Genomic DNA, 22,766 nt, shown 5'->3' with positions numbered 1-22,766 from the left:
CTTCACTTCGGGGACGGGGTGGGGTGGGGACCGGTTCGGGTGGGGGTGGCAGTAGCGCCCACGGGAGAGCGGGCGGGGACACCGCGTCGCCGGCCGGCCATGGCGGCGGCGCACAGGCCGGCTAGCGCCATGCAGCAGGCCCAGGGCAGCCAGGTGGTAGCGCCCCCGCCGATGTCGCCCAGCCAGCCGATCGCGGCGTTACCGCCGGCGGCGACCAGGCCCGAGAGCAGGTAGAAGACACCGAAGTAGGTGCCGGTGAGAGCGGGCGGGCCGAACTCGGGGACGAGTTCCAGCACGAACGGTTGAGCGATGGCGATCCCCAAAGCCAGCAGACAGGCGGCGAGCAGCACCGCGCCCAGCCGCAGGGCCGCCTGCGTGTGCGGCGCGAACTCGGCCGCGGCGGTGAGGATGCCCACCAGCATCGGCGGGAGGAAGGCCAACCCAAGCACGGCCAGTCCCACGGTGATCGCGACGGGACGCGACCATCGGCGCTGGCACCAGGCGGTGACCCGTACTTGCAGGGTGAGGGTGGTGACGGTGGCGGCGAGGAAGACGGCGGCGGTGGCTGCCTGCGAGCCGGCGACTTCGGTAGCGGCGGCCGGCAACAGCAGATAAAGCTGGTTGTGCAGCGCGAATAGGCCGGTCGTGGCCAGAGTGAACCCCATGAAAGGCACGTTGGTGAAGACGTCGCGCCAGTTGGCCAGAACACCCGGTTGGACCGCTTCGCCGCGGTAGGGCGGCAGCACCGCCACCTGTGCCAGCGCCAGCGCCAGGAACAGCAACGCGGCGATCGCGGCGCTGAGACGGAAGTCGACGACGATCAGGACGGCGCCCAGCAGCGGACCGGCACACATGCCGACACTGGAGAAGAGGTTGAGCAGCGCGAAGGCGTCGGCGCGACGGTCGCCGGCGGCGTGGGCGACGTAGGCGCGCACCGCCGGGTTGAACAGGGCGCCGGCCAGCCCGCTCAGCAGGGAGCCCGCCAGCAGAACCCCAAGATTGGGGGGCAGGGCGAACAGCGCGAACCCCACGGCGCGCAGCAGGCAGCCGGTGATGATGACCGCGCGCGGGCCGATCCGGTCGGCGGCGGTGCCTCCGATGAGGAACAGGCCCTGCTGGCTGAGGTTGCGAGCGCCGAGGACGACCCCGACAACGGCCAGGGACAGGCCGGCGTCACCGCTGAGATAGCCCGCGAGATAGGGGATCAGCAGGTAGAAGCCCGTGGTCACACCTAACTGGTTAACCAGCAGGAGCCGGATTGCCGGGGAGAACCCCGACAACGACCGCAATGTGCGCATGGAACCTCACGGATCGGTGGGACGGACGTCCGGATGGCAACGCCTCAATTCGATAATGATAACCATTATCGAAGCCACTGCGGCACCAGACACCGCCAGAAACCCATAGAAGCGAGACAAGCACTAAAGGTAATGAAATTGACAACGGTTTTCATTTATATGCAAATGGTGTCATGCGCACGTTGAAATATGCCCGTTCGCCGGTCTCCGCCGCGGCTGTGACGCTGCTCCTGGCCGGCACCGCCGCCTGTGGAGGCGGCGACACCACCTCCGACTCGGAGGGCGAACAGCTTGAGATCATCACGAACATCTACCCGATGCAGTGGCTGGCCGAGCGCATCGGCGGCGACGCGGTCACCGTGACCAACGTCGTCGAAATCGGCGCCGAGCCCCACGACACCGAACTGTCCCCTCGCCAGATCGGCGCCGTCTCAGAGGCCGACCTGAACTTCTACATCTCGACCCTGCAACCCTCCATGGACGACGCGGTGAGCCAGGCGGGCGGCGACAACGCCCTTGACGCGCTCACCCTGGTCGAACTGCTGCCGTTCAGCGAAAGCGACCAACACGTCCACGAGGAGGAGCACGCCGACGAAGGCGACCACGCCCACGAAAGCGAAGAAGGCCAGAACCACGAGAGTGAAGAGGGCCACGCCCACGAGGGCGAAGAAACCCACGCAACCGAAGAAGACCACGCCCACGAGAGTGAAGAGGGCCACGCCCACGGCGCCGACGACCCCCACGTCTGGAACGACCCGGTGCGTATGGCCACCATCGCCGGTGCCCTAGGCGAGCGGCTGGGCGAGATCGACCCCGACCGCGCCAGCGCCTACGCCGACCGTGCCGCCGAAGTGGAGCAACAGCTCAACGAACTCGACACGGAATTCTCCGAGACCCTCAGCCAATGCCAGCAGGATCTGTTCGTGACCAACCACACGTCCTTCCGCTACCTGGCCGACCGCTACGACCTGCGTCAACTGGGGATCAGCGGCCTCAAGCCCGACACCGAACCCTCCCCCGCCCGCCTAGCCGAGGTCACCGAAATCGTGCGCGAGCACGACATCGACACGATCTTCACCGAGGCCCTGACCAGCCCCAAGGTGGCTGAGGTGCTGGCGAACGAGGCCGGCGTCGAAACCGACGTTCTCGACCCACTGGCCGGTCTCACCGAACAGCAGCGGGAAGACGGCGAGGACTACCTCAGCGTGCAGCGCGCCAACCTCGACGCCCTGTCGGGTGCTCTCGACTGCCAATGAGAACGGGCTGCCCCGGCAGGTGGCACGGGCGGCACGTCCTTTGCGTCCCCGCGCCGTCCAACACTGCCCGGCGGGGTGTCCGGGCTGGCCGCTGCCCGGCCCGGGCGCCCCGGCCCGACGGGGCACGAGCCACGAGCACGAGCGAGCGCTCTCGCCCGCCGCCGCATACCAGCCCACTCGGTGGCGTGCTTGTGGACCCCACCGCCGCGAAGGCGGGAGTGGCCGGTATCGGTGCCGCTGGAGAGCGTGAGCCGGCGGATCTGCGACTTTTGTTCGGTTGTGCGGCTGTCTCCCCCAGGGGAGGCAGCCGCAGAGCATAACCGGCCTGCCGACGGGCGGGAGCGTCCGCTGCCCTCTCCCCCACCGGCCGTCCTCGCTGCTGTGCGTCTCCAACCGCGTTCTGGGAAGCAAAACCACTCCCCGGCGCGCCCTCACCCCCTCCACTGCCGCGCGTCAGCTTCCGCGTCTGTCATTCGAGCAATGGGTGACACCATCACCCACTTTCCCGTTGCACATCAGCTCTTGCGGTACGTGCGGTCAACGTCCGGAATGGTTTCCCATGGCAGCGCAGTTCAGCGTGGGACGGCAGCGACGACGCGGAGCCTGTTCACCGCCGCGAGCGGACCAACCAGCGCAACAATCGGCTATCCGAGCCTGCGGGCGACCACGTGCAGCCGGTCCCCCGACAGCCGCGACGACAGCTCAGCTTCAAAGCACCATGGCGTATCGGTGCGCGGCCCCGGCTCGTCGAACAGCGCCAGCACCTCGAAACCGCTGGAGGAGAGGTAATGGCGCAACTCCTGCGGGAAGAGCAGCCGCCACGCCGAGTGCTGCTCCAACGGGGCCGCACCGCCCTCCCACTGCCAGGACCGGCGCCGACGCAGTAACTGGGCGGCATGGTCGATCCACAGCCGGGTGTGGGAGGTGTAGCGCACCCCGCGCCAGGTGATGTCGCGCGTCGTGGTCGCATCCAGCAGCTCGGTGTTGCCCAGGAAGAAGGCACCGTTGCGCATCTCGGCGATCAGCAGCCCGCCGGGCACCAGGTGGCGCCGGCAGCGGGCGAGGAACGCCAGCAGGTCGGCATTGTCGTGGCAGTACAGCAGCGCACTGTCGAGACAGATCAGCACGTCGAAGGTGTGATCGAGCGCGAAGGAGCGCATGTCCGACTGGTGGAACCGGGCGGCGGGCCAGTGCCGGCGAGCGTGGTCGACCATTGCGGCGGAGATGTCGACACCCGTGCCACGGTGCCCCAACGCCACCAGCCGCCCCAGGTCGCGGCCGGTGCCGCAGCCGACGTCGAGGATGTCGTAGACGCGCGGGCCGTCCCCGAAACGCTCGACGAGGTCGGCCACGAAGCGGGCGGCCCGGTGCTCGGGGTCGGGAAACTGGCGCTCGTAGAGCTCCGGGTTGTCGGTCAGCAGGTTCGCGGTGTCGGCGCCGCCGGCGCGGGCAGTGGAGGGGGGTGTCACGGGTCGACCTCCGAGGAGCGTGATCGTGAAGGGGGCGTTGTGTGTTTCGGGTGTGTTCCGTCGAGTGAGGTTGAGTCCGATGGTGAGCGGGCTCCAGACGGCGGCGCCCGTTGCGGCCGAGCGGCGGTGGAGGGTTCGCCCGCCGCTCATGCCTCGATCGTTGCGCGATCTCGATAGCTTCACTGTGGCGCCCGAAACGGTGGCGGTCCCGAAAGAGGGCGGCAGCCAAAGGGGGACAGTCCCCTAGCGGGGAAAGCGTGACAGCTCGCCTGTCGCTCGTACCTCCCTCACGTCGCTCGCGTAGCAGCCCCAAGGCTCGCTCCCCAAAGGGGCCAAGGTTGGGCGGTCACACCGGTGTGGGCTCAGGTCATGTCGAGCCCGGAAAGGCCGGCGGCCCTCGTGGGGATCACGAAGAACGTAACGGCCGGTCGAAGGACGGGGTGAAGGCGCCACTGTGCCGCAACGCCCCGGCTCGATCGCCGCCTGCACGGCTTCACCCCCACCAGCCCCAGCCCCCAGGCTGCCGAGATCGCGAAGCGATCGAGGTACGAGCGACGACAGACCAGCCAGGCGAGATCAACCACGGTGCCGAGTCCTACAGCGATCTTCAGCAGGCGGGGGGGTCTCGGCCACCCGGGTGACGCCGAGCCCGGGACGGTCGGGAACCTCGATCCGGCCGTAGTGGCCGCCGATCCCGGTCCAGGGGTCGGCGGCCAGCAGCAGGTGCCCGTCGAGGTCGACCCAGCGCGCGAAGCCGCTCAGATGCACCGCGGGCGCCAGCCCCAGCGAGCTAGCGACCAGGCACCCCAGCATGATGTCCATGCCGACGGCGCGAGCGGCGTCGATGACCTCCCGGGCCGCGACGATCCCGCCGCACTTGGCGAGCTTGACGTTGACGCCGGCCACCCGGCCGGCGAGCCGCTGCACATCCGCCAGGGTGGCCGCGTCCTCGTCGGCGATCACAGGCGGCTCGCAGCGCTGGCTCAGCCAGCCGAGGCATTCGGGCGAGCCCGGCGCGATCGGCTGCTCGACCGCTTCGACGCCCAACGGCGCCAGACGCTCCAGGTGGCGTGCGGCCTGGGGGGCGTCCCAGCACCCGTTGGGGTCGAGCAAGAGCCGCGCGCGTGGCGCCGCCTCCCGCACCGCGCGCACCCGCGCGAGGTCGTCGTCGAAGTCGGCGGAGCCGAGCTTGATCTTCACCACCTCGAACCCTTGCTGGGTCAGCTCGGTCGCGGTGCGCGCCGCGGTCGACGCGGCGGTGATTCCGATGGTGCGGGCGGTGGCCACCTCGCGGCGATACGGTGCGGCGATCAGCCGGTGCACCGGCGTGGCCGTACACCGGCCGAGCAGGTCGTGGGCGGCGGCGTCGATGGCCATGGCCACTCCGGGCGCGGTGTGGAGGTCGGCGGTGATCGTGGGCAGGTCGGCTACGAGCTCGCGGGGATCGGTGTGGCGGCGCGCCCACGCGCGGCACCGCTGCAACAGCCCGGTGATGCGGTCGAGGTCAAGACCGTAGTAGGCGCTGGTGACGACCTCGCCATAGCCGGTGTGGCGCTCGTCGCTCAGGTATACCCACACCGCGTCGCGCTCGGCCATCACCGAACGCGAGATCCGCAGCGGCTGCTCAAGATGCAGCCGGGTCGGCTCCCAGTCGAGCTTCATCCCGCATCGCCCGCCTCAGCTCGGGTGTGCGACAGCGGGTCGCGGACCGTGCGGCAGCGCGCCCACCCCGCGACCTCGTCAACCTCGCCGAAGGCGACCTCGACCGGCCTGCTCGCTGCCCCCGACAGCAGGCCGTGGCGCTGACAGTAGTCGTCGTCGAAGATCGACTCCAGATACCGGTGGGGGCCGTCGGGAAACACGGTGACCACCTCGGCTCCCGGCCGCATGCGGGCCGCCCAGGCCGCCACCGTCGCCACCGCACCGGTGCTCCAGCCGCCGGTGACGAAGCTGCGCCGCGACAGCTCGCGGCAGGCGTGAACGGCCTCGGCCGGGCCGAGCCAGTGCACCTCGTCGAACTGGGTGTAGTCGACGTTGCGCGGGTAAATACTGCTGCCCAACCCCCGCATAAGCCGAGGGCGGGGGGCCAACCCGAAAATCGTCGAGCCCACGGTGTCGACGCCGATCACGTGCAGGCCGGGCCAGTGCGAGCGCAGCAGCCGGGCGATGCCCGAACCGTGCCCGCCGGAGCCGACGCTGCACACCAAAATGTCGGCGTGACCGACCTGGTCGACCAGCTCGCGGGCCAGAGGCGCGTAGCCGGCCGGGTTGTCGGGGTTGTTGTACTGGTTGGGCCAGTACGCGCCGGACAGCCCGCGGCAGATCTCGTGAACCCGTTCCAACCGCGCCCGCTGCCAGCCGCCCACCGGGTGCGGCTCGGTCACCACCTCCAACCTGGCGCCGTAGGCCAGCAGCAGCGAGCGCATGCTCGTCTCCAGCTCCCGGTCCACCACCAACACGATGGGGTGCCCCAGCGCCCGGCCCGCGAAGGCCATACCGATACCGAGGGTGCCGCTGGTGGACTCGACCACAGGCGCGCCGGGCGCCAGTTCGCCGCGGTGGCGAGCGCCCAACAACATCGACACCGCGGCCCGCGCCTTCATACCGCCGGCACCCAGGTATTCCAGCTTGGCCCAGAAGCCGGGGTGGGGGTAGGGCAGGGGAGCCGTGACGCGGGCGATCGGGGTGTTCTCCAGCAGTGGCAGCAGTTCTGGGGCGGCGCCGTCGGCGGCGATAGACGTTGGGTGGGCCAGGGCAGTGGTCACAGTCGAGCCTCCGCGCCGGGGATCGGGGCCGGGGTGGGCCGGCGATAGCGGTAGATCGTGGTAGGGCCGCCGTCGAGCCAGAAGAAGGGGTAGGGCTCGGCCGAGAGCGCAGTCAGCCCGCTATCCAGCAGATGGGGCAGGATGGCGCTGCCCGTTTGGGCGAAGACGACGAGCGGGCGACCGGTGCGGCGAGCGTGGGCCAGTAGGGGCCAGAAGGTCGCGTTGCCCACCGTCATCCCTGAGGCCAGGATCGCGTCACAGTCCTCGACGGCGGCCATGGCGTCGTCGACGATGGGCTCGCCCCACTCGGTGAACCCGCCACCGTAGTCGCAGGCGACATAGCTCAGGCCGCGCTCACGCAGATGGTGCAGTAACGAGTTGACCACCCCCACGACCAGTACGGTGCGGCCCGGCGGCAGGGGCAGCAGGTCCACCACCAGCTCGGCGCGGCGCAGCGACTTGTGCAGCGAGGTCCCGGCGGGGATGGTGACCGCCTCGGCCGCCGTGGCGTGGGGGCGGGCGTGCATCAGGTAGGCATCCAGCACAGCCACCCGCACGGCAGCCGCGGGGTGCTCCAACAGCTCCGCGACACAGCGGCCCACACAGTCGAGGGCGACACCGTCGTCGACCTCGCCGGGCTCTACAGCGCACGAGCCGACCGCCTCGGCCACCCGCAGACTCAGGACGTGGTTGCGGTAGCCGCGCCCGCGGTGGGCGTGACGGGCGCCTTGCTGGGTGAGGAACCCGACACTGACGGGCAGCGAAGCGGGGTCGGGCCCCAGGTGGCCGGCGCGCGCGGCGGCAGTGAGGGGGGCGAGGTCGTGAACGGTGGATTCGGGGGGAAGGGCGGGCATCGAACTACCGTCCCGTCTGACCGCTGTAGGCAACACCGAGGCCGGCGACCAGTTCCTCGGCGGTGGGGCGCGCCTCCTCAGGTTTGGGGTCGATGGTCATCACGTGTCCCAGGTAGTGGTTGTTGCTGGTGGCCGCACCGGCGTTATGCCCGCTGTCCTTAACCTCGCACTCCACGACGGCCGGGTGGGACCGCGCCGTCTCCGCCCCTGTCACCCGCGCGATCACGCCCGGCTCCGGTGGCAGCAGGAAGGCCACAGCCGCGCTGCCCACACCGGTCTCAACGGGGGTGAGGTCAGGCTGTTGGCCCAGAGCCACCTGGGCGTGGGCCAGCGGCAGATCGATGCCGGTGACCCGGCGGACCAGCTCGGTGATGCGGTTACCGGCGGGGCGCGGGTTGACCTCGACCAGGCGTGGCCCTGCCGGAGTGAGTTTGACCTCGGTGTGGGCGACGGTGTTGTCCAGGCCCAGAGCCGCCACGGCGGCCAAGGCGAGGTCGCTGACGGCGCGTGCTGTGGCGGTGTCCAGCGCGGCGGGGAACATGTGGCCGGTCTCGACGAACCACGGCTGGCCGGAAACGCTCTTGTCGGTGACGCCGACAACCGTGGTCTCCCCCTGGAACGTGACGGTTTCGACACTGTACTCCGGCCCGGTCAGCAGCTCTTCGAGCAGCACGGTGGCGGTGCGGCGCTGCCCGCGCGCGTTCACCGGGAACCCCGCCAGCTCCCGAAAAGTCTCGTGGAGCTGTGCGGTGTCGTCGACCCGGCGCACGTACATGCCGGCGCACAGGTCCACTGGTTTGCACACCAGGGGGTAGCCGAGGTGGTGCGCGGCGGTGGACAGTTCATCCCAGGTCGTGGCGGTGGCAAAGCCCGGCCCGGCGACCCCGGCTTCGGCGAGTCGGGCGCGCGTGAGGTCCTTACGGCGGGCGGCGGTCATCGCCGCCGGCGGACAACCGGGCAGGCCCAGTTCCGCGGCGACGCGGGTCACGGTGTCGAGGTAGTAGTCGCAGGAGGACAGCACCCCGTCAAAGCCCAGCGCCTCGTGTATCCGTGCCAGATGGGCGACGAGAGCCTCGGGGTCGTTGGTTTCGGCGGTGAGGATGTTGTCGGCGGTGAGCAGGGGGTGCGCTCCCCCTGGCGGGGCACCTCGGAGGTAGTGGTGCAGTTCTCGTGTCACGAAGGTGAAGCGGTGCCCGCTCTCGCGGATCGCCCGGGGCAACAGCGTGCTCATCGCCCCTACCCAGCTCTCGATCATCAGTAGATGTCCCACGGAACCCCTCAACTTCCCCGTGCAGTGCGACGGTGCTTTCCACACCACAACAACCTGAAAATGGTAATCATTATCTTTACACTGCGGTCAAGTTGTCGCAGCGAGGTAACGGTGTGTACTCAAGATGCCGCTGGGGCAGCACTGCCCCAGCGGCGACGAACGCGCGCTCCCCAACCGGGGATGCCCGGCCAAGAAGACGCCGAGCTGCGGCGATGGAGCCGCGCTCGCGGTAGCGCGAAAGAAGCGGCGGCGCGGGGGTGGCTGGACGGTCGTCAAACGTGGCTTGAAGCACATCCACGACACCAGTGCACCCCCGAAATACGGACCGTCTACAGGACAGGATTCGGCCTGGAACTATCCCGGGGCACCGCTCGGGAAGGTGCAACCGAGCCGGGCGACCGACACCGGGCTCACCTGGAATGCGCGCACGGTGGCGGGGACATTACGACAAGAGACGACAAGTGCCTCCCAGCAAGGTTTTGGTGGTTTATTGCCCGTTAGTGGGGGCCTTTTTCAGGGGTAGCGGAGCATGCTGCTCACAAGGGGACCCATGAGGCCTCCACCCCGCCGTGTCGGACCCGGCCGGCGTGACGAGGCCACGGGGAGGGACGGATGAACACAAGAATCAACGGCTGGGCCGCTTTCGCGGCGATCATGCTGCTCTTGGTCGGGGTCTTCAACATCGTCCACGGCCTAGTCGCGATAGCAGCCCCAGAGTTCTTCGTGAGCGGCGAGGGGAACCTGCTGGTCTTCAACTTCGCCGCATGGGGCGCGCTACTCGTCGCCTTCGGAGCGCTGATGTGCCTCATCGCCTTCGGTCTGCTCACCGACCAGACGTGGGCGCGCATCGTGGCGATCGCCCTCGCGGGGATCAACGCGCTCGGACAACTCGCGTTCATCACCGCCTACCCGCTGTGGTCACTGGTGGTGATCGCGATCGACGTGCTGATCATCTACGGCCTGACCGCGGGCCGGTTCGCGACCACGACACCACGCACCTACGAAGCGGGACACTCTGACGCCCAAACCGTGCCGGAGCCACGCACACGAGGCACGACAGGCCACGTGACGGGCACGAGCCGGGGCCAGCACGCCCGGCCACCGATGTGAGACGTCCGCACCGTCGAGAGGAAACAAGGAGGAGAATGTACGGAGCCGCCAGCCGCCGATTACGAGCTCACCGGCCCCGGGGCAGCCCCCGCAGCCGGTCTCGGCGGCCGAGCCAGGCGAGTGCCCGGCGGTGTCGGTACTGCCGGGCACGTTCGTGGGCGCACGCCCCCAGCCCGGGCCTCACTGCAACGCCTGACGCACCCGGCGCATGACCTCCGCCCCCTCCATACGGGTGGGATAGACCGCAACGAGCACCGCATCCTCATCCGGCTCCCCCTCCCCGGTCGGCCGGCCCCCGCCCTGGGTGCTGCCCGCCGCCCCGCCGACACGCAGCCGGTCGCGGATGCCCTCAGTGACCACCTCCAACGCCGTATCAAAACGCTCCCACGGCAGGGGCCCCGACGGGGCGCGCAGCCAGGCGCGCAGCACATGGTTGTGGGCAGCAATGAGCGAGGCGGCACACGAGGCGCAGATGAGCAGCCGCGTCTCGTCGGTTTCGCCGGCGGCGAGGTGGCGGCTGAAGGCCCGCTGGTAGCGGGCCGTCATCGCGATCTCGCGGTCGCGCAGCGCCGGAAGGGCACGGACCAGGTGGTAGCGGGGGACAGCGATCTCGGGCGCGCGCACGAACGAGGCGAAGACCATACGCGCCGCCTCGCACACGGCAGCCACCCGATCGGTGTTGGCCGACGTGGACAGGTAGCGCTGCACCGTCTCGAACACGTCCTCGTGCTCGGCGAAGAGCAGATCCTCCTTGGAGCCGTAGTTGCGGAACAGGGTGCGCCTACTCACTCCGATATCGACGGCGATATCACCCATCGTCGTCGCCGCATACCCGTGGGACGTGAACAGGCGCACCGCCGCGGCCACCACCTCCGCCGTCGACGGTCCCGCGCTACGTCCCCCACTGCTGTCGTTACCTGTCATCGCCTCCCCGATCGCCGTCATGGCACCACCCCGGCCAACGCCGCCCCGCAGTAACACTACCCACTGACACTCAATGCCAATTGTAGACACCTGGTGCCACAATGGCAGGGAGACGCCGACCTTCGAAAGGGACACCGCAACACCATGAGCGACTTCGAGCTGTACCGCCTCAGCGACGAGCACACGGCCCTGCGGGAGGCCGTCCGCGAGCTGGCCGAAGACAAGATCGCCCCCCACGCCGCCGACGTCGACGAGCGCAGCCGCTTCCCCCACGAGGCCTACGACGCCCTGCGCGCAGCGGAATTCCACGCCCCCCACATCGGCGAGGAGCACGGCGGCGTAGGCGCCGACGCCCTGGCCACCTGCATCGTCATCGAAGAAGTGGCCCGCGTATGCGCCGCGTCCTCGCTGATCCCCGCCGTAAACAAGCTCGGCACCACCCCGCTCATGCTGGCCGGCTCCGCCGACGTCAAGAACCGCTACCTGCCGGAGGTGGCACGCGGCGCGGCGATGTTCTCCTACGGCCTGTCCGAGCGCGAGGCCGGCTCCGACACGGCGTCCATGCGCACCCAAGCCCGCAGCGACGGCGACGAATGGGTGCTGTCAGGACAGAAAACCTGGATCACCAACGCCGGCCAGAGCCAGTACTACACCGTCATGGCCGTCACCGACCCCGACGGTCCCCGCGGGGGCAACGTCAGCGCCTTCGTGGTCCACGCCGACGACCCCGGGTTCAGCATCAGCGAGCCCGAACGCAAACTGGGCATCAAGGGCTCGCCCACGTGCGAACTGTACTTCGACGAGTGCCGCATCCCCGGCGACCGGCTCGTGGGAGACGTCGGCGCCGGACTCAAGATCGCGCTGCGCACCCTCGACCACACCCGAGTCACCATCGGCGCCCAAGCCGTCGGCATCGCCCAGGGAGCGCTCGACAATGCGCTGGCCTACGTCAAGGAACGCAAACAATTCGGGCAGGCCATCGCTGACTTCCAGGGCATCCAGTTCATGCTCGCCGACATGGCCATGAAGCTGGAGGCCGCCCGTCAGATGGTCCACGTCGCCGCCGCCAAATCCGAACGCGAGGACTCCGACTTGTCCTTCTTCGGAGCCGCGGCCAAATGCTACGCCTCCGACACGGCCATGGAGATCACCACCGACGCGGTGCAACTGCTGGGCGGCTACGGCTACACCCGCGACTTCCCGCTGGAGCGCATGATGCGCGATGCGAAGATCACCCAAATATACGAGGGCACCAACCAGGTGCAACGCCTCGTCATGGCCCGCCAACTGCTGAAATAGCGCACAGCGCCCCGAGAGCCACGGGCGGTTCACCGGTGGGCCGGCCCGTGGCCGCCCCACCGGCATCGTCCCCGCCGGGGCTAGGCGGCGGGGACGAAGGAGCGGGTCATCTGCTCCAACAGGGCGCGGTTGGTCTCCCAGTCCTCCTCGGTGGAGACAAGGAAAAGCGCGTAGCCCTTCTCCTCGGTGTGGAAAGCGCGGTTGACGGCGTGCATCCGACCGTTGGCGCCGTCGAAGGTGAACTCCCAGTCGGCGGCGCTGATGTAGCCATCCAGATAGGGCTGGTCGAGTTCGGTGATGGCGATGCGCTCGTAGCCGCTGAAGTTGCTGGAGATGGCCCCCTCCTGGTTACGCCAGTCGGCCTCGGCGTCGGGGCCGGGATCGTCGGTCTGGTCGATTTGCAGGTAGCCACCCTGGGGGTTGTCGAAGAAGACGCCGTTTTGACGGCGCTCCACGCTCCAGCCTTCGGGAACGTCGAGCGCGAACCCCGTGGGGTCCTCGTGGCGCACCGTGTCGACCCCCGCCACGCTGGGCTGGCTGGCCGACTGCGGCTGCGTACTAGGCGAGGGCGAGGGCGACGCCGAAGGGTCACCGGAAGGGCTGGCCGAGGACGACGACTCCTCGGCGCCCACACCCGCCACCGTGGTCCCCGAGTCCAAACCGCCAAGCCACAGCGCTAAGGAGACTGCGAGCACAATCGCCACGACAGCCGAGAGCGCCACCAGCGCGGCCTTTCCGGAGACCGACACGCGCCGCTGGGGCGGCTCTGACGAATCGAACATGGACGTGACCGGCGTGGCTGAGGTCGGCGGCGTGGCGGTGGCGGCGGGCTCCGACTCGACAGCGGCAGGAGCGGCGGCGGAGTCTTCCTCAGCCCAGGTGGTGATCCCGCGGTTGTGGGCAACAACGTCGCGCAGCATCTCACCGGCCTGCTCCACAGTGAGCCGCCCCTCGGGGTCCTTGTCGAGCAGCGCCTCGATGACGGGCCGCAGCGGGCCGGCCCGCTGCGGCGCAGGCACCTCCTCGGTGATGATGGCGCTGAGCGTGCCCATCGCCGTGGAGCGGTGGAACGGCGGCGCCCCCTCGACGGCGTTGTAGAGGGTGGCACCCAAGGCCCACATGTCGCTGGCGGGCGTAGCGGTCTCCCCCCGCGCCTGCTCGGGCGCCAGGAAACTCGGAGAGCCCAGCAGGTTGCCGCTGGTGGTCAGGCTGCTGCTGCCCGGCAGTCGGGCGATGCCGAAATCGGTGAGCACCGTGCGGTTCTCGTCGGCGATGAGCACATTGCCGGGCTTGACGTCGCGGTGCACCACACCGTGCTGGTGAGCCACGGATAGTGCCGCCACGAGCTGCACCCCGATCGCGGCCACCCGTTCGGGCTCCAGCGTGGTGCGTTCTTTGATGAGTTTGCTCATCGCCGTGCCACGCACCAGCTCCATAACGATCCAGGGGCGCTCGTCACTCTCGACCACATCGAAGACCGTGATGATCGAGGGATGGCTGAGCTGAGCCGCGCTGCGGGCTTCGCGCATCATGCGCGTGCGCAGCACTTCCACCTCACGCTGGGGTAACGGTGAGGGGATGATGAGCTCCTTGATGGCCACGGGACGATCCAGGAGTTCGTCCGTGCCGCGCCATACCCGGCCCATGCCGCCTTGCCCGATGAGGTCATACATCCGGTAGCGGCCGGCGAGCAGGTGGTCGGGGGCGGATTCGGGCTCGTCAGTGCTCATTGATGGCTTTCCTCGCTGGGAAGGCGCTGCCGCGGTCACGGCACCGTTGAGGGGAGTGTAAAAGGCCGGAGCACAGCAGAGGGAGGCGCGCGACCTTCACACACGAGAACGCCCCCGCAACCCAAGGTTGCCCATAGGGGGCTCTGCCGTTAGACGCGCACCGACCGTCGCCGGTTGTCCTCACCGGGAATGACAAGCGTCGCAACGAGAAATGCGATGCCCCCTACCGAGCTGGAGCGTGTCGCATACCATGTGCCCGTGATTTGCCCTAAATGCCAAAGCCGGATGATGACCGTTGACCGCAAGGGAATCCACCTGGAGCAGTGCGAGCGCTGCCGGGGGATCTTCCTCGACCATGGCGAGCTGGAACAGATCGTCTCCGCAGAGCAGCACCACTACGGTATGGCTCCCGCCTACGGCTACTCTGACAGCCCCAAGCCCTACCAGCACGGGCGCCCCGACTCTCCGCCCCCCTTCCACGGCCACCCCGACAGCCCCAAGCCCTACCGGGGCGGCTACGGGGGCTACAGCGACTCGCCGCGCCCCTACGGCCACAAGAAGCGCAAGCGCAGCTTCCTCGAAGACCTCTTCGACTAGCTGCCGACCCGACCCTCCCCCGGGACTCGCGTGAACCTCCTCATTTGTGCCCGCTGTGGCGTGCACACCGACATCCCCGTCGTCGACACCGACGAGGGCGAGCCGGTGGTCCGTTGCACCGAGTGCGGCCACCGGCAGCCCTTCACCCGTTTGCCGCTGTACTGCCTGACCGGCCCCAGCGGCACGGGCAAGTCCACCGTGGCCCGGCTGCTCCTTCCCCGGCTCGCCGACCGGTTCGTGGTCTTAGAGCAGGACGTGCTGTGGACGGCGGGGCTGCGCGACCCCGCCCACAACCACCGCGCCTTCCGGTCGGCGTGGCTGCGCATGGCCGCGATGATCCACCAAAGCGGCCGGCCGGTCGTACTGTGCGGAACGGTCGTGCCGCCCGAGTTCGAGCTGCTGCCCGAACGCCCCCTCTTCGACGGCATCCACTACCTCGCGCTGGTGTGCGAGCCCACGATGCTCGCCGAACGGCTGCGGGCGCGCCCGGCATGGCGGGAGTGGGACGAGCCCCGCATCGCCGAGATGCTGGACTACGCCGCGTGGGTACGCGAGACCGCCGCCGACATGGCCCCACCGGTGAGTCTCCTTGACACCACCCACACCTCAGTCAAGGAGACCGCCGACGACGTGTGCGCCTGGATCGAGCGCGGCGGGCGCTGACCCGTGCCGGACCGCGCCGTTTCACGCCGGTTCGGCCACGTCGGGCCGGCAATCGCGGCAGGGCCGGTACCCCTCGGCGCGCGCCCCCTCCAGAGTGGCGAAGCCGTGGCGGTGGCCGGCCGTGATACGGCGCGCATGCGAACAACTCGGGAAGCACACCACTCCCGTGGTGTCACTGCCCAGGTAGAACACGCCCGATCGGGCCAGCTCGCGCACCTCGCCCAGGTTGGCGTTCTCCCCCAGCAACAACCGCTCTTTGACGGCAGCGCCGAAGACGTAGTTACTCAACGCGCCGTCGGTGCGGATGACCCGGTGGCACGGGATCAGCACCGGCACTGGATTGCGCCCCAGCGCCGAGCCCACCGCCCGCACCGCCCGGGGCCGGCCGATGCGCCGGGCCACCCAAGCATACGGACGCACCTGCCCCGGCGGGATCTCGCGGGCGGCGGTGAGCACCGCACGGTCGAACTCGCTGACCGCGCGCAGATCGAACTGGAGCTTGGCGCCGTGGCCACTGCGCAGCGCCGGGAGCAGTCCGGCCGGCGGTTTCGACGCGGGCACGAGCGGGCGCGCGAGACGCCGATGGCAGGCTTGCGCCAACTCCGCGTCGTCGCCGGCGCCGGCGTCGCCGACGTAGGCGATGCCGTGGTCGGTGAAGACGACGAAAAGGTCACCGGCGGGGCCGGGCACGCGCAGCCAGCGGGCGGCCACCCGGTCGAACAGTCCCTCGGGGGCAGCGACCGTGAGCTCGTCCAGTCCCGCGAGTTCAGGAGGCAGCGGTTCAGGCTGGTTACTCATGAGGCACCTCCCAGAGAGGTTGAGGTGGAGCCAGCGGCCGGGGACGAGTGCAACTCCCGTAGCCGGCGTAGGCCACGGGAAACGTGTGACTTGGCCGTGCCCTCTGGACATCCCAGCACGTCGGCGACCTCGGCTGTCGACAGTTCGGCCACGTGGCGCAGCACGACAGCGAGGCGCTGGCGTTCGGGGAGCTGCGCCAGCAGCGCGGCGAGCTCACGGCTGGTCTCGTGGCGCTCGGCCAACCGCTCGGCCCCCTCCGCCTGTTCCTGGGGCTCTGGCACGTTCTCCAGCGGAGCGGGCGGCGGGCTGCGGTCGGCGGCCCGCCGCCGGTTGCGCCACTCGTTGAGCAGGATCGTCAGCAGCCACGGTTTCAGACGCAGCCCGGCGATGCGCTCGGGGGCATAGCCCGAAAGCGCCCGGTAGGCCCGCAGAAACGCCTCGGCCGCTAGATCCTCGGCATCGGCCCACCTCCCCGACACCCGTAACGCCGTGGAGAACACCACGTGGCGGTAGACGCCGAACAACTCGACGAAACCCGCGTCGAGATCGGCGGCGAGTGCAGCGGCAAGACCCGGGTCACCGCCGTGGCGGGTCTCAGCCATGTCGTTCGTAGCGTTCACACTTTCCCTAACACCGCGCCCCTCGCCACGGTTGCACACCCACCCTCCTCTCACTCGGGCACGGGCGCCTCCGCCTCGGGCGGCCCGCCAGGTTCCCAGCAGCGCACTCCGCTCACCCCGGCCAGCCGGTCGCGGGTGAAGACCGGGTCGCGGCCCTGCCGACGCTGCCGCGTGTAGTCGTCGAGCAGCCGCAGCGCCACCCCCGACAGCGGGATGAGCGCCACCAGGTTGAGCACGGCCATAACACCCATCGCGGTGTCGGCCAGGCTCCACACCACCTGCACCGACCCGATAGCGCCCACGAACGTCATCAGCAGGAAGGCCCACCGGTAAGTGGCCATGACCCCGTCACCGGCGGCCAGGAAGGCGATATTGGCCGCTCCGTAGTAGTAGTTACCCAACAGCGAGGTGAACGCCAACAGCACGATGATGACCGTCAACACGTGCAACGACCACGGGCCGAGTTCCAGCGCCAGCGCCTGCTGTGTCAGGTCCGCGGCCCGGTGCGGCCCGTAGGTGGGGTCGGCCAACAACACGACGAAAGCCGTGGTGGAGCAGACCACGAGCGTATCGACGTAGACACCAAGCGTTTGCGCCAACCCCTGCTTGGCGGGGTGACTGACCGCGGCGCCGGCCGCGGCGTTGGGCACCGAGCCCATACCGGCCTCGTTGGAGAACATGCCGCGCCGGATTCCCTGCACGACAGCGGTACCCACCGCGCCGGCCGCGACCTCGCCCAACCCCAGAGCGTGCGCGAAAATCTCGGCCACCACACCGGGCACCTCGGCGAGGTTACCGGCGATAACCGTGGCCCCCAGCAGCAGGTAGAGCAGTGCCATACCCGGAACCAGCGCTTGGGCCACCAGCGCGATCCAGCGCACCCCGCCCACGACCACCAGCGCGGTCACCGCGGTCAGCCCACCTCCCACGGCCGGAGCCAGCCAGGTGCCGACGCTCGCACCGGTCACGTCCACCGAGGACGCCACGGCGGTGGCGATCGCATTGCTCTGCACCGTCGTGAAAACGGAACCGAACGTGACCACACTGGCCACGGCGAAGATGACCCCTGCCCAATTGGCGTTGAGACCGTAGCGCATGTAGTAGGCCGAACCGCCCCGGAAACCGGAGCGGTCACGCACCTTGTACATCTGGGCCAGGGTCGACTCCACGAAACTCGTCGACCCCACGAGCAGCCCCATGAGCCACATCCACAGCACCGCACCCGGGCCTCCCACCCCGATGGCGATCGCCACCCCCGCGACGTTGCCGGTGCCCACCCGGGCCGCGGCGGAGATGGCGAACGCCTGGAAGGACGAGACAGCGCGCTCCCCGCCGGACGCCCCACGAGAACCGCCCCTCATAGCTGTGAACATGGCCGGCAGCAGCCGCACCTGCACCACTCCCGAACGCACGGTGAGGTAGCTGCTCAATGCGACGAGCAGCGGGATCACCAGATAGCCCCACACAACGTCGTTGCAGGTCTCGACCAAAGCGTTGACGGCATCCACGCGGGACTCACTCCTCGAATGCGGCTTCGGGGGCGACACTCGCCGACGACACCGCGATTCGACCACAGAAAACGCGCGTGATGTTACGAATAGTTACCGAACCGCGGTCACACCTTGGCAAAACGACACCCTCACTCGTTTGCACCCCCGATAGGCTGGGAAGACGCGATCGAAAAATCCCGCGGGACAGCCAGCCGGACGCCGAAGCCCGCACTCACAACAGCAGAATCACGAGCGGCCTCGCCGATCCGGCCCAGCCACACAGGTGGACACTTCCACCGTCACGACGAGTCACGCTCCGCCTTCGGAGCCACGAACCCGATGGAAACCACGGGAACGACATCAACGAAGCGTGGCAAAGAAGCCACAACGGGCACCCTCGATGCCGCGATCGACGGTGTCGACGAGGCGGTCGTCATCTGTGACCGCACCGCGACCGTGCAATCGGTGCACGGCACAGCGCGGCAACTGGTGCCCGAGATAGCACCGGGCGACGACATCGCCCAGTCACCGCTGGCGCCCCTGGCTCGACCGGAGCGCCAGACGCGACAGCACCGGCTGCGACACAACGGGCTCGATCTCAGCGCCAAAAGCAAGCCGCTGCGCGACGGCGGATTCGCCTGCTACGTCACCGAGACCGCGTCCGCCCCATGGACGGGCCGACGGCGCGCCGAGTTCCTGGGCGAGGCCACCAAGCTCCTGAACGCATCGCTACGGGTGGAGCGCGTGATACGCACCGCCGTGCAACTGCCGGTGCCCCGCCTGGCAGCGGCGTGCTGCTACGCCGCCATCGCCCCCGACGGCAGCGCGCGCTGGTGGAACTGGTACCCCACCGGACAGCGCGGCGAAGAGGTGACCACGGGCGAGTGGGACAGCGCAACCGTGAGCGGCATGGGCTGGCTATCCGCCTCCACCCTCGCCGAACCTCGGGCATTCGAGCCCTGGCCCGGCGACATCGACGGCATCCTCGACGACATCCTGCCCGCCGAGGCGCCGCGGCCGGGAGCGTTGCTGGCCGTCCCGGTCCGAGCCGTCAGCGGCGTCGTCGGTGTGCTGCTGTTCATACGCACCACCGGGCAGGCCCCCTTCGACGAGGACGAGACGGACGTGCTGCGCGAGTTCGCGAACCGGGCCGCCACCGCCATCGGATCGGCGACGCTCTACCAATACCAGGCGCACACGGCCGCCATCTTGAAGTCGGGGCTGGTGCCCGCCCCGCTGCCACACCCCGCCGACATCTCGCTCGGGGCAGCCTACCGCTGCGCCCACGAGGCCGACCGCATCGGCGGCGACTACTACGAGGTCACCGAAACCACCGAGGGGCTGGGGTTTCTCCTGGGCGACGTGTGCGGCAAAGGAGCAGAGGCCGCCGTCCTCACCGGGCTCGTGCGCCAGTCCATCCACGCGCTGCGCCGCGTCCAGCCCTGCCCCGTCCAATTGCTGCGGCTCCTCAACGACGTGCTCATGGAGACCATCCCCGAGAAGTTCACCACGCTCATCCTGGGACGGGCCGAACGCAACAGCGCCGGGGGGCTTGACCTGGAACTGGCCTCCGGCGGCCACCCCTGCCCACTGATCCTGCACCGGGATGGCACGGTCACCGACGTGGTGCTGCGGGGGATGTTCGTGGGAGCGCTGCGCCAGGCCGTCTTCGACTCGGTCGCCCTCACCCTCGCCCCGGGCGAGACGCTGCTGCTCTACAGCGACGGCGTAACCGAAGCCCGCCGCGGGGTGCTCAATGGCGAGATGTTCGGCGAGGAACGGCTGCGCGACCTGCTCGCCGAATGCGCTGGGCTCCCAGCCGAGGCGACGGCCGCCCGCCTAGAGCAGGCCATCGGCGACTGGCTCGGCGGCAACCGCCACGACGACATCGCAATCCTGGCGCTCCAACCGCGCCTTTCCCGACCGGAGGAGGGGAGGTGACCGTATGTCCTCCGCGAGCGAGACGAGAGCCGTCAGCAGCCTGCTCCACCATCTGGAACGCGCCGACGACGTGGGGGCGGTGGCCTTTAGCCGCACCCTCGTGGCCGAGGGCCGCGACACCGAGTCGCTGCTACTCGACGTGATCGCCCCCGCCCATGTCAAAATCGGCCGACTGTGGCAGGACAACGACTGGTCAGTGGCGCAGGAGCACGCCGCGACCTGCACCAGCGAGCGCCTGCTGAGCGCGCTCGTGCCGGCATCTCCCGCCTACCGCACCGCCGCCAAGCGCGGCTCGGTGCTGGTGGCCTGCGTCGAAGGAGAGTGGCACGGGCTACCGGCGCGGCTGCTCGCCGACGTGCTGCGGCTACGCGGCTGGGAGGTGACCTTCCTGGGGGCGAACGTGCCCGAAGGCGCCCTCACCAACTACGCGCAGGGAAGCGACTACGACGCGGTCGCGCTGAGCTGCTCGCTGCCGCTGCGACTGCCCAAAGCCGGCGCGATGATCGAGGCGTGCCACAGCATCGACCTGCCGGTGATCGCCGGCGGCGCCGGTTTCGGCCCCGACAGCAGATGGGCGCGCCCGCTCGGTGCCGAGGGGTGGGCAACGAGCGGGCGGGGCGCCGCCACCGCACTCGAATCGCTGGGGACGGCGCACGCCACCCCCGCTCCGGCGCCCCACAGCCGTGACGAGTACGTCAACCTGCTGCAACGCCGTGAGGACGCGATCAGGATCGGGCTGCACCGACTGACCGAGCACCACCACCTCTCCCTCACGACGGGCCGGCTCAACCGCGACCACATGGTGGAGATCCTCAGCCACCTCTTCGATTCCCTCGCCGTGTCGCTCTACGTCGGCGAGACGACGCTGTTCATGCGTTTCCTGCACTGGGTACGCGCGATGCTGGCGGCGCGCCACGTACCGTTCGCCACCGTGCTGGAGGCTATGACGGCCTACGCGACGCTGCTCTACGACTACCCCGCAACGGTGGCCACGCTGCGCCAGGCCCGCGCGGAGCTGACGGAGTAGGCCGACGGCACCGGGGTCAGGGAGCGTCACGCACCTCGGCGACCCGCACCAGGACAGCGGAACGGCTGCCCACCCGCACCCGTTCCAACGGGCGCACCCCGGTGGGCAGGGGGATCTTACGAGTCCGCGCTGTCACGACGAGGAGGGCGTCATCGGAGAGCGGCTCCGCCACCGCGCGCAGCAGCGCCGGCACCGGCTCGCCGTTGGGGACCATTCCCGACCAGTGGGTGAGATCGCCGTAGGGGACATCGGTGAGAACCACATCGGTAGAAGAACGCGGCGCTTCGGGAGCGAAAACGTCGCCACGGCATGTGGTGGCCGCCAGGTCACCGCCCAGCGTGTGCAGCCGCCGCGCGAGCCGATCGGCGCTGGCGGCCATGTCGAGGTAGCCGGGTTTGCCGAACGCTTCAGCGCGCTCGCGCGCCTCCCGGGAGCGCTGCGCCAGGCCGGCCGCAGTGAGCAGTTCCAGGTTGCGGGCGGCCAGGTGCACCGCCTCCGGATCGCTGTCGGAGGCGTGGACGTGCGTGATGCGATCGCGGTGCAAGAGCACCAGCACAGTGAGCAGATAGCCGCTACCGCAGCAGGGGTCCCACACACCGACCGGTTCGCGGCCGAGGTGGGCCAGTGCGCGACGAAACAGCTCATCAGCCAACCGCACGGGAAAGCCAGGGCGGCCCGGTGCCGAGCGCAGCACCCACCCGCTGGCCAGATCACTGTAGTCGGCGCGTTCGATGGCGTAACGGTAGCCCATCTCCCCAGCTTGCCTGCTCGCCCCAGCGGGACCGTCCCGGGCGACGCCGACGGCACGATCTCAACAACGACCGCGTGAGAAAGCGACACGAAACATTGACACGAACCGAAGTCGAACAATAGCCTACAGAAACCAGGAAAGCGCTTTCCTTTTGTGTGGTGATCCCCACATCACAGCTCGCTCCTAACGGGGCGACAACCAGATACGGACTGTGGACTCTCCGTACCCGGGGTCACCACACTCCCGCCGTGGTCGATTCCCCCTGGTGTGCCGATGAGGAGGCACACCATCGACACGGCGTCCCAAGGAGGTATCCCCCGACATGCAACGCCTCTCCACCAGCGCCACCGCACCCCGGTGGCGCCGCGGCCTCACCGCCACCGCCGGCCTCGCCCTGGGCGCCGGACTCCTGTCAGTGGCCACCCCGGCCAGCGCGGCCACCGGCTGCGCGGTCGACTACTCGGTCAACCAGTGGAACTCCGGCTTCACCGCCAGCGTCGAGGTCACCAACCTGGGCGATCCCATCGACGGCTGGACCCTCGACTGGGACTTCCCCAACGACCAGCAGATCACCAGCGCCTGGAACGCCGACTACACCCAATCGGGCTCCAGTGTCAGCGCCGGCAACGTCTCCTACAACGCCACCATCGCCACCGACGCCACCGTCTCCTTCGGCTTCCAAGCCACCCACACCGGCACCAACGCCGCCCCCACCAGTTTCACCCTCAACGGCACCGCCTGCGACGGCACCACCGACGACGACGGCGGAGACGATGGCGGTGATGACGGTGGTGGTTCCTCGGGTGGTCTTGAGGGCTGGGCGACCCAGAACGGCGGCACCACCGGCGGCGCGGGCGGCGACACCGTCACCGTCTCCAGCGCCAGCGGCCTCATCAACGCCATG

20 protein-coding genes are annotated in these 22,766 nt (G+C 69.3%); 8 read left to right on the top strand and 12 right to left on the bottom strand.

The window, feature by feature from the left end; genetic code table 11:
- Positions 1 to 2: 2 nt before the first annotated feature.
- Entirely contained in the window at positions 3 to 1,298 is a 1,296-nt protein-coding gene (locus tag ABD848_RS22650) for an MFS transporter (protein WP_344976379.1), read from the bottom strand.
- 173 nt (positions 1,299 to 1,471) lie between these two features.
- On the opposite strand from ABD848_RS22650, the gene ABD848_RS22645 reads away from it, so the two are divergent.
- Positions 1,472 to 2,554, top strand: a complete 1,083-nt coding sequence (locus ABD848_RS22645) for a metal ABC transporter substrate-binding protein (protein WP_344976377.1) — start codon at positions 1,472 to 1,474, stop codon at positions 2,552 to 2,554.
- A 644-nt stretch (positions 2,555 to 3,198) separates the two neighbouring features.
- On the opposite strand, the gene ABD848_RS22640 is transcribed toward ABD848_RS22645, so the two are convergent.
- The 5 genes from ABD848_RS22640 to ABD848_RS22620 form a co-directional block, all read right to left on the bottom strand.
- The gene (locus tag ABD848_RS22640; protein ID WP_344976374.1) at positions 3,199 to 4,023 is read right to left on the bottom strand and encodes a class I SAM-dependent DNA methyltransferase; all 825 of its coding nucleotides are present in this window, start codon (positions 4,021 to 4,023) and stop codon (positions 3,199 to 3,201) included.
- 576 nt (positions 4,024 to 4,599) lie between these two features.
- Entirely contained in the window at positions 4,600 to 5,685 is a 1,086-nt protein-coding gene (locus tag ABD848_RS22635; RefSeq protein WP_344976371.1) for a dipeptide epimerase, read from the bottom strand.
- Positions 5,682 to 6,788 (bottom strand): pyridoxal-phosphate dependent enzyme, encoded by a 1,107-nt coding sequence (locus ABD848_RS22630; protein ID WP_344976369.1) that lies wholly within the window; start codon positions 6,786 to 6,788, stop codon positions 5,682 to 5,684. Before ABD848_RS22630 ends, ABD848_RS22635 begins: the two co-directional genes overlap by 4 nt.
- Positions 6,785 to 7,642, bottom strand: a complete 858-nt coding sequence (locus ABD848_RS22625) for a Rossmann-like domain-containing protein (RefSeq protein WP_344976364.1) — start codon at positions 7,640 to 7,642, stop codon at positions 6,785 to 6,787. Before ABD848_RS22625 ends, ABD848_RS22630 begins: the two co-directional genes overlap by 4 nt.
- A 4-nt stretch (positions 7,643 to 7,646) precedes the next feature.
- The gene (locus ABD848_RS22620; protein WP_344976361.1) at positions 7,647 to 8,912 is read right to left on the bottom strand and encodes an ATP-grasp domain-containing protein; all 1,266 of its coding nucleotides are present in this window, start codon (positions 8,910 to 8,912) and stop codon (positions 7,647 to 7,649) included.
- Positions 8,913 to 9,524: 612 nt separating this feature from the next.
- Between ABD848_RS22620 and ABD848_RS22615 the strand changes: the two genes are divergently transcribed.
- Positions 9,525 to 10,022, top strand: coding sequence for a DUF7144 family membrane protein (locus ABD848_RS22615; protein ID WP_344976357.1), 498 nt, complete (start codon positions 9,525 to 9,527; stop codon positions 10,020 to 10,022).
- Positions 10,023 to 10,202: 180 nt separating this feature from the next.
- On the opposite strand, the gene ABD848_RS22610 is transcribed toward ABD848_RS22615, so the two are convergent.
- On the bottom strand, positions 10,203 to 10,967 hold the full coding sequence (locus ABD848_RS22610; protein WP_344976354.1) for a TetR/AcrR family transcriptional regulator: 765 nt from the start codon (positions 10,965 to 10,967) through the stop codon (positions 10,203 to 10,205).
- Between the two features lie 123 nt (positions 10,968 to 11,090).
- Between ABD848_RS22610 and ABD848_RS22605 the strand changes: the two genes are divergently transcribed.
- Positions 11,091 to 12,245, top strand: coding sequence for an acyl-CoA dehydrogenase family protein (locus ABD848_RS22605; RefSeq protein WP_344976350.1), 1,155 nt, complete (start codon positions 11,091 to 11,093; stop codon positions 12,243 to 12,245).
- Positions 12,246 to 12,325: 80 nt separating this feature from the next.
- Here the strand turns inward: ABD848_RS22605 and ABD848_RS22600 are convergent, their stop codons facing one another.
- The gene (locus tag ABD848_RS22600) at positions 12,326 to 13,975 is read right to left on the bottom strand and encodes a serine/threonine-protein kinase (protein WP_344976348.1); all 1,650 of its coding nucleotides are present in this window, start codon (positions 13,973 to 13,975) and stop codon (positions 12,326 to 12,328) included.
- A gap of 285 nt (positions 13,976 to 14,260) precedes the next feature.
- On the opposite strand from ABD848_RS22600, the gene ABD848_RS22595 reads away from it, so the two are divergent.
- Both ABD848_RS22595 and ABD848_RS22590 read left to right on the top strand, forming a co-directional pair.
- A complete protein-coding gene (locus tag ABD848_RS22595; protein ID WP_425567658.1) occupies positions 14,261 to 14,572 on the top strand; it encodes a TFIIB-type zinc ribbon-containing protein in 312 nt (103 codons plus the stop codon).
- A gap of 30 nt (positions 14,573 to 14,602) precedes the next feature.
- Entirely contained in the window at positions 14,603 to 15,235 is a 633-nt protein-coding gene (locus tag ABD848_RS22590) for an AAA family ATPase (protein ID WP_425567657.1), read from the top strand.
- 21 nt (positions 15,236 to 15,256) lie between these two features.
- Here ABD848_RS22590 and ABD848_RS22585 read toward each other — a convergent pair whose 3' ends face one another.
- Genes ABD848_RS22585 through ABD848_RS22575 form a run of 3 tightly spaced genes read right to left on the bottom strand, consistent with a single transcriptional unit; the run spans position 15,257 to position 18,161 of the window.
- Positions 15,257 to 16,033, bottom strand: a complete 777-nt coding sequence (locus ABD848_RS22585; RefSeq protein ID WP_344976343.1) for a methylated-DNA--[protein]-cysteine S-methyltransferase — start codon at positions 16,031 to 16,033, stop codon at positions 15,257 to 15,259.
- Positions 16,030 to 16,653 carry an RNA polymerase sigma factor gene (locus ABD848_RS22580; RefSeq protein ID WP_344976342.1) on the bottom strand — a complete coding sequence of 208 codons (624 nt, stop codon included), beginning with the start codon at positions 16,651 to 16,653 and terminating at the stop codon, positions 16,030 to 16,032. The genes ABD848_RS22585 and ABD848_RS22580 overlap by 4 nt, the downstream gene beginning before the upstream one ends.
- 50 nt (positions 16,654 to 16,703) lie before the next feature.
- Entirely contained in the window at positions 16,704 to 18,161 is a 1,458-nt protein-coding gene (locus ABD848_RS22575; protein WP_344976339.1) for an alanine/glycine:cation symporter family protein, read from the bottom strand.
- A gap of 321 nt (positions 18,162 to 18,482) precedes the next feature.
- Between ABD848_RS22575 and ABD848_RS22570 the strand changes: the two genes are divergently transcribed.
- Complete coding sequence (locus ABD848_RS22570; RefSeq protein ID WP_344976336.1) at positions 18,483 to 20,084, top strand: PP2C family protein-serine/threonine phosphatase; 1,602 nt, start codon at positions 18,483 to 18,485, stop codon at positions 20,082 to 20,084.
- Positions 20,085 to 20,088: 4 nt separating this feature from the next.
- Positions 20,089 to 21,111, top strand: a complete 1,023-nt coding sequence (locus ABD848_RS22565) for a cobalamin B12-binding domain-containing protein (RefSeq protein ID WP_344976333.1) — start codon at positions 20,089 to 20,091, stop codon at positions 21,109 to 21,111.
- A gap of 16 nt (positions 21,112 to 21,127) precedes the next feature.
- Here ABD848_RS22565 and ABD848_RS22560 read toward each other — a convergent pair whose 3' ends face one another.
- A complete protein-coding gene (locus ABD848_RS22560) occupies positions 21,128 to 21,862 on the bottom strand; it encodes an rRNA methyltransferase (protein ID WP_344976330.1) in 735 nt (244 codons plus the stop codon).
- A 322-nt stretch (positions 21,863 to 22,184) separates the two neighbouring features.
- Here ABD848_RS22560 and ABD848_RS22555 point away from each other — a divergent pair.
- A partial coding sequence (locus tag ABD848_RS22555) for a cellulose-binding domain-containing protein (protein ID WP_344976327.1) occupies positions 22,185 to 22,766 on the top strand: 582 nt, incomplete at its 3' end.

Origin of the sequence: Salinactinospora qingdaonensis (assembly GCF_039539445.1) — a bacterium.
GTDB lineage: Bacteria > Actinomycetota > Actinomycetes > Streptosporangiales > Streptosporangiaceae > Salinactinospora > Salinactinospora qingdaonensis.
Note: the sequence above shows the minus strand (reverse complement) of the source record. Positions and strands in the feature narration are given on the sequence as shown.

Excerpts from the sequence above, each read along its gene's own strand:
- ABD848_RS22650 (WP_344976379.1), bottom strand. The coding sequence starts at position 1,298 with ATGCGCACATTGCGGTCGTTGTCGGGGTTCTCCCCGGCAATCCGGCTC.
- ABD848_RS22645 (WP_344976377.1), top strand. The coding sequence starts at position 1,472 with ATGCGCACGTTGAAATATGCCCGTTCGCCGGTCTCCGCCGCGGCTGTG.
- ABD848_RS22635 (WP_344976371.1), bottom strand. The coding sequence starts at position 5,685 with ATGAAGCTCGACTGGGAGCCGACCCGGCTGCATCTTGAGCAGCCGCTG.
- ABD848_RS22625 (WP_344976364.1), bottom strand. The coding sequence starts at position 7,642 with ATGCCCGCCCTTCCCCCCGAATCCACCGTTCACGACCTCGCCCCCCTC.
- ABD848_RS22615 (WP_344976357.1), top strand. The coding sequence starts at position 9,525 with ATGAACACAAGAATCAACGGCTGGGCCGCTTTCGCGGCGATCATGCTG.
- ABD848_RS22610 (WP_344976354.1), bottom strand. The coding sequence starts at position 10,967 with ATGACGGCGATCGGGGAGGCGATGACAGGTAACGACAGCAGTGGGGGA.
- ABD848_RS22605 (WP_344976350.1), top strand. The coding sequence starts at position 11,091 with ATGAGCGACTTCGAGCTGTACCGCCTCAGCGACGAGCACACGGCCCTG.
- ABD848_RS22600 (WP_344976348.1), bottom strand. The coding sequence starts at position 13,975 with ATGAGCACTGACGAGCCCGAATCCGCCCCCGACCACCTGCTCGCCGGC.
- ABD848_RS22595 (WP_425567658.1), top strand. The coding sequence starts at position 14,261 with ATGATGACCGTTGACCGCAAGGGAATCCACCTGGAGCAGTGCGAGCGC.
- ABD848_RS22585 (WP_344976343.1), bottom strand. The coding sequence starts at position 16,033 with ATGAGTAACCAGCCTGAACCGCTGCCTCCTGAACTCGCGGGACTGGAC.
- ABD848_RS22570 (WP_344976336.1), top strand. The coding sequence starts at position 18,483 with ATGGAAACCACGGGAACGACATCAACGAAGCGTGGCAAAGAAGCCACA.
- ABD848_RS22565 (WP_344976333.1), top strand. The coding sequence starts at position 20,089 with ATGTCCTCCGCGAGCGAGACGAGAGCCGTCAGCAGCCTGCTCCACCAT.
- ABD848_RS22560 (WP_344976330.1), bottom strand. The coding sequence starts at position 21,862 with ATGGGCTACCGTTACGCCATCGAACGCGCCGACTACAGTGATCTGGCC.